Genomic DNA, 6026 nt, shown 5'->3' with positions numbered 1-6026 from the left:
CCGACCCGCCGCTGCGCCCGGCGGCCGCCGGGAAACCGGCCAAGGTGCTCGCCAAGGCCGTACGGAAGGAGCGGGCGACCCTCTCCGACCTGCTGGAGCGGGCCCTCGCCCTGCCGCCCGGCCACGACCGCGACCTCGCCCTGCACGAGGCCCGCAAGCAGGCCAAGGCCACCCGGTACGCGGCCGAGGCGGCCGTCCCCGCCCTCGGCGACCCGGCCGCCGGCCTGGTGAAAGGCGCCAAGAACCTCCAGAACCTGCTCGGCGACCACCAGGACAGCGTCATGGCCCGCCAGGCCCTGCGCGAGCTGGCCGACCAGGCGCACGCGGCCGGGGAGAGCGCCTTCACGTACGGGGTGCTCCACGAACGCGAGGAACGGCGGGCGGCGGCGGTGGAGGCGGAGCTGCCGGACGCCCTCCGGGCGTGCGGGGCAGGTCCCTGACCGGGTTAGGCTGAATGGTCACCCCTGTCAGCTCACGAAGGTCCGCGAAATGCCTGCCGAAGCCGTCGAGGCTGTTGAGTCTGTGTTCCCGCAACTCGAGGCCCTGCTCCCGCATGTGCAGAAGCCGATCCAGTACGTGGGCGGTGAGCTCAACTCGACCGTCAAGAACTGGGACGACTGCGACGTCCGCTGGGCGCTGATGTACCCGGATGCCTACGAGGTCGGCCTGCCCAACCAGGGCGTCATGATCCTCTACGAGGTCCTCAACGAGCGCGAGGGCGTCCTCGCCGAGCGCACCTACAGCGTGTGGCCCGACCTGGAGGCGCTGATGCGGGAGCACGGCGTCCCGCAGTTCACGGTCGACGGCCACCGCCCGGTGCGCGCCTTCGACGTGTTCGGCCTGTCCTTCTCCACCGAGCTGGGCTACACGAACATGCTGACGGCCCTGGACCTGGCCGGCATCCCGCTCCGGGCGCGCGACCGCACGGACGAGGACCCGATCGTGATGGCCGGCGGCCATGCGGCCTTCAACCCGGAGCCGATCGCCGACTTCATCGACTGCGCGGTGATCGGCGACGGCGAGCAGGCGGTGCTGGAGGTCACCGGGATCATCCGTGCCTGGAAGGCGGAGGGCCGCCCGGGCGGGCGCGAGGAACTCCTCTTCCGCCTGGCGAGGACGGGCGCGGTGTACGTTCCCGGCTTCTACGACGTCGAATACCTCCCCGACGGCCGCATCGGCCGGGTCGTTCCCAACCGGTCGGGCGTCCCGTGGCGCGTGTCCAAGCACACGGTGATGGACCTGGACGAGTGGCCGTACCCCAAGCAGCCCCTCGTCCCCCTGGCGGAGACGGTGCACGAGCGCATGTCGGTGGAGATCTTCCGCGGCTGCACGCGGGGCTGCCGCTTCTGCCAGGCCGGCATGATCACCCGCCCGGTGCGCGAGCGCTCCATCACGGGCATCGGCGAGATGGTCGACAAGGGCCTGAAGGCGACGGGCTTCGAGGAGGTCGGCCTGCTCTCCCTGTCCTCCGCGGACCACAGCGAGATCGGCGACATCGCCAAGGGCCTGGCCGACCGCTACACGGACGACAAGATCGGCCTGTCGCTCCCCTCCACCCGGGTCGACGCCTTCAACATCGACCTGGCGAACGAGCTGACGCGCAACGGCCGCCGCTCGGGCCTGACCTTCGCCCCGGAGGGCGGCTCGGAACGCATCCGCAAGGTCATCAACAAGATGGTCTCGGAGGACGACCTGATCCGCACCGTCGCCACGGCGTACGGCAACGGCTGGCGCCAGGTGAAGCTGTATTTCATGTGCGGCCTGCCCACGGAGACGGACGAGGACGTCCTCCAGATCGCCGACATGGCGACCCGCGTGATCCAGAAGGGCCGCGAGGTCTCCGGCTCCAACGACATCCGCTGCACGGTCTCCATCGGCGGTTTCGTCCCCAAGCCGCACACCCCGTTCCAGTGGGCGCCCCAGCTCTCGGCGGAGGAGACGGACGCCCGTCTCGAAAAGCTCCGCGACAAGATCCGCGGCGACAAGAAGTACGGCCGCTCGATCGGCTTCCGCTACCACGACGGCAAGCCGGGCATCGTCGAGGGCCTCCTCTCCCGCGGCGACCGCCGCGTGGGCGCGGTCATCCGCGCGGTCTACGAGGACGGCGGCCGCTTCGACGGCTGGCGCGAGCACTTCTCCTACGACCGCTGGATGAACTGCGCCGACAAGGCCCTGGCCCCCTACGGCGTCGACGTCGACTGGTACACCACCCGCGAACGCTCCTACGAGGAGGTCCTCCCCTGGGACCACCTCGACTCCGGCCTCGACAAGGACTGGCTCTGGGAGGACTGGCAGGACGCCCTCGACGAGACGGAGGTCGAGGACTGCCGCTGGACGCCGTGCTTCGACTGCGGGGTGTGTCCTGCCATGGACACGTCCATCCAGATCGGCCCGACCGGCAGGAAGCTGCTGCCGCTGACGGTCAAGCAGTCCCCGGTCGGCTGAAACCTTCCCGGTATGGATCTCGAAAAGCCGGGAGCGGGGGAGCGGCCACCCGAAGGCTGCCTCGTGGTGGCGGTCCGGATGCCCGTGCGGATCGTCGTGCTGGTGCTGGTCGTGCCGGTGCGGATGGTGTGGGACGCGCTCGTCGTCGGTGGGCGGTTCCTGCGCGACACCGTGCTGCGGCCGGTCGGCCGGGCGGTCGGGCGGGTGCTGGAACGGCTCGGGCGCGTGCTGGTCGTCGTACCGCTCGTGTGGGCGTACCGGTGGGTGCTGACGCCTCTGACGCACGCCCTCGTGTGGCTTGTGCGGGGGGCCGGGGCGGCACTGGTGTGGGTGTACGCGCGCGTGCTCACGCCCGCCGGGCATGCGGTGGTGCGGGTGCTCGGGTGGCTGGGGCGTGTGCTGGTCGTCGTACCGCTGGTATGGGTGTACCGGTGGGTGCTGACGCCTCTGGCGCACGCGCTCGTGTGGCTTGTGCGGGGGGCCGGGGCGGCGCTGGGGTGGGTGTACGCGCGCGTGCTCACGCCCGTCGGGCATGTGGTGGTGCGGGTGCTCGGGTGGCTGGGGCGGGTGCTGGTCGTCGTACCGCTGGTGTGGGCGTACCGGTGGGTGCTGACGCCGGTCGGTCATGCGCTTGTGTGGCTTGTGCGAGGGGTCGGGCTCGTGCTCGCCGCTGTGGGGGCCGGGGTGTTCGCGGGGGTGCTCTGGACCGGGCGGTGGCTGCTCGTCGCGCCCGCGGTGTGGTCGTACACGTGGGTTCTCGCGCCGGTGGGGCGGGGGATCGCCTGGTGTGCCAGAGGACTGTGGTGGGTGTCGGGCCGGGTCGCCGTCGGGGTCGGTGCGGCCCTGTACTGGGCCGGTCGGGTGCTGTTCGTCCTGCCCGCGCTCGCGCTGTGGCGGTGGGTGCTCGTGCCCCTCGGGCGCGTCCTGGCCGCCGTCGGGCGGGAGGCCGCGGACGCCCTCGGGCACGCCTGGCGGGTCGCGGGGCGGATCTCGCTCGCCGTCGGGCGGTTCCTGGCGGCCCTCTTCCGGTGGGTCTTCGTGGAGCCCCTGCGCTGGGCGTACCGCACGGTGCTCACACCGGTCGGGCACGCCGTACGGGACGCCGTGCTGCGCCCCGCGGCCCGGGCCGCGCGCCGTGTGGGCCGGGCCGGCCGGGAGGCGTTCGCCGCCGCCCGTGACATCGCCCGGCAGACCCGCGCCGATCTGCGCAGGGCGCTCCTCGGGGAACCCCGGCCGCCTGCCCGGCGGGAACCTGTGGCGGCCGGGGCGCGTACTCTAGACGGAAGGACCGAGCGCGTGTACCCGCCGACCCGGGAGTGATCCGGTGCCGGCTCCGCGCGCCACGGACCGTCCGCCGTACACGAGGAGAAGTTCCACTGGGCAAGCGACAGCCCGAAGGCCCGCCGCCCGCACCCGCGGTGCAGCGCATCCGACTGCGCTACACCAAGCGCGGCCGCCTCCGGTTCACCAGCCACCGTGACTTCCAGCGCGCCTTCGAGCGTGCGCTGCGCCGTGCCGAGGTGCCGATGGCGTACTCGGCGGGGTTCACTCCGCACCCGAAGGTGTCCTACGCCAATGCCGCACCCACCGGCACGGGCAGTGAGGCGGAGTACCTGGAAATCGCGCTCACCGCGCCCCGCGATCCGGAGCGCCTGCGCGTGCTGCTCGACGAGTCGCTGCCCACCGGGCTGGACGTCGTCGAGGCGGTCGAGGCCCGTGTACCGGGGCTCGCCGACCGGCTGACCGCTTCCGTGTGGGAGCTGCGGCTGGACGGCGTCGACCCGGCGGAGGCCGCACGCGCGGTCGCGGCGTTCAACGCCGCCGAGACCGTCGAAGTACAGCGCCTGACCAAGAACGGCATGCGCACCTTCGACGCCCGTCCCGCGGTCGTGGGCCTGGAGAGCGCACCCATGCATGATTCGGCAGCCGATGGGCCGAATGACCAGCCCTGTGCGATACTGCGGCTGGTTGTTCGGCACGTGACGCCTGCCGTACGACCCGACGACGTCCTGTCCGGTCTCCGCGCCGTGGCCGACCTGGCGCCGCCGGTCCCCGCAGCGGTGACCAGGCTGGCGCAGGGGCTGTTCGATGAAGAGACCGGCACGGTGACCGACCCGCTCGCGCCCGACCGCGAGGCAGACATGGCCGCCCCGGCCGATTCTGTGGGGGCCGCTTCCGCTGCCGCCGCGAAGGCGCCGGCGTAGGAACGGTTCCGCGTAAGGGATGGACGTCGAAGCGCCGCCCTCGGACTCGGGAGCCACCTGGGTCGGGCAGCGCACCTACCAGAAGACTTTCGCCAGGCCGTGCACGACAAGGCGTACGGAACCGGCGAGACAGGACACAGAGAGCTCCCGTGCGGCGCCCGCGCCCCGGACGGCGGCCATCGCGCACCGCGCGGGCCGTGGACGTCAGCGGTGTTCGATCGATGCGATCGGCACCGGACCAGGCGCGGCGCCCGGGAGCCTGACGGGAGATACGCCCGCATGCTCGAACCGATCGAACCCGCCGAGGGTTCCGAAGAACTGAACACTCCCAGCGACACCCTGCCGCCGCGTCGTCGGCGCCGTGCCGCGTCCCGCCCGGCGGGTCCGCCCGCCGCCGCGTCCGCCGAGACACCGGCCGAGATCACGGCACCGGCCGTGCCGCCGGCCGCGTCCGCGGAGGTCGCGGAGGAGACGGAGGAGCCCGCCGAGGCCGCTGTTGCCGGTGCCGGGACGGAGGAAGCGGTGGAGGCCGCTGCCGCCGTGGAGGAGCCCGTGCCCGCGCGTCGTACGCGCCGCCGGGCCTCCGCGCCCGCCGGGGCTCCGAAGGCGGCCCAGGACGAGGCCGCCGCCGAGACCGTCGTGCCGGTGGTCCCCGCCGACGAGACGCCGGCCGGGTCCGGCGAGGCCGCCGTCGAGGTTCCCGCCGGGTCCGTCGAGGTCGGCGAGGCCGCCGCTCCCCGGCGTACCCGTCGGCGTGCCACGCGCAGCGTGGCCACGCCCACCGCGGCGTCCGCCACGGCCGTACCGGCCGCGAGCGAGCAGACTGCGGAGGCCACGGAGGCCGCGGAGACCACCGAGGTCGCGGAGGCCGCGGGCCGGCAGGTCACCGCCGAGGCCGTCGCCGAGCCCACCGGACGTACGAGGCGTCGTGCGACCCGGCGTGTGTCGACGCCCGCCGATGCGCCTGTGTCTGCCGAGGCCGCCGAGAGCACCGGGACCGCGGTGAGTGCCGAGCCCGAGGCGGTTTCCGAGGACGAGTCCGCCGCCGAGGCGGTGGAGGAGGCGGCTCCGCGCCGTGTGCGCCGGCGTACCACGCGCCGGGTGTCCGCGCCCGCCGCCTCGCCCACGAGCGAGACCGAGACCGAGTCCGGGACCGGCGCCCCCGCCGAAGAGCCCGCGCCGCAGGCGCCCGCCGCCGTCGGTGAGCCCGCCCCCCGGACTGTCGCCGAGGCACCCGCCGAGGAGGCCGGGACGCGGCGCACCCGCCGCCGGGTCGTGCGTCGTGCCGCGACCGGGTTCTCCGAGCCCGCCGTCCAGCCCGCCGCCCCGGAGACCCCGGCCGCCGAGGACGGGGCCCCGCGCCGGCCCGCGCGGCCC

The 6026-nt window shown here is 73.8% G+C and carries 4 protein-coding genes and 1 pseudogene; all 5 read left to right on the top strand.

What is annotated here, in order from left to right; genetic code table 11:
* Positions 1–440, top strand: a 440-nt coding sequence (locus RH94_RS42570) for a CHAD domain-containing protein (protein ID WP_234425577.1), incomplete at its 5' end; no start/stop codon positions are given.
* A gap of 49 nt (positions 441–489) precedes the next feature.
* The gene (locus RH94_RS06690; protein WP_073946711.1) at positions 490–2445 is read left to right on the top strand and encodes a TIGR03960 family B12-binding radical SAM protein; all 1956 of its coding nucleotides are present in this window, start codon (positions 490–492) and stop codon (positions 2443–2445) included.
* A gap of 12 nt (positions 2446–2457) precedes the next feature.
* Positions 2458–3765, top strand: coding sequence for a hypothetical protein (locus RH94_RS06685; RefSeq protein WP_073946710.1), 1308 nt, complete (start codon positions 2458–2460; stop codon positions 3763–3765).
* A 98-nt stretch (positions 3766–3863) separates the two neighbouring features.
* Positions 3864–4649, top strand: a complete 786-nt coding sequence (locus tag RH94_RS06680) for a TIGR03936 family radical SAM-associated protein (protein WP_073946709.1) — start codon at positions 3864–3866, stop codon at positions 4647–4649.
* Between the two features lie 279 nt (positions 4650–4928).
* A pseudogene (locus tag RH94_RS42565) lies at positions 4929–6026 on the top strand (Rne/Rng family ribonuclease); the annotation flags it as partial.

It is taken from the genome of Streptomyces kebangsaanensis (genome assembly GCF_001906585.1).
Classification (GTDB): Bacteria; Actinomycetota; Actinomycetes; order Streptomycetales; family Streptomycetaceae; genus Streptomyces; species Streptomyces kebangsaanensis.
The sequence above is the reverse complement of the archived record's forward strand: the minus strand, read 5'-3'. Positions and strand labels throughout refer to the sequence as shown.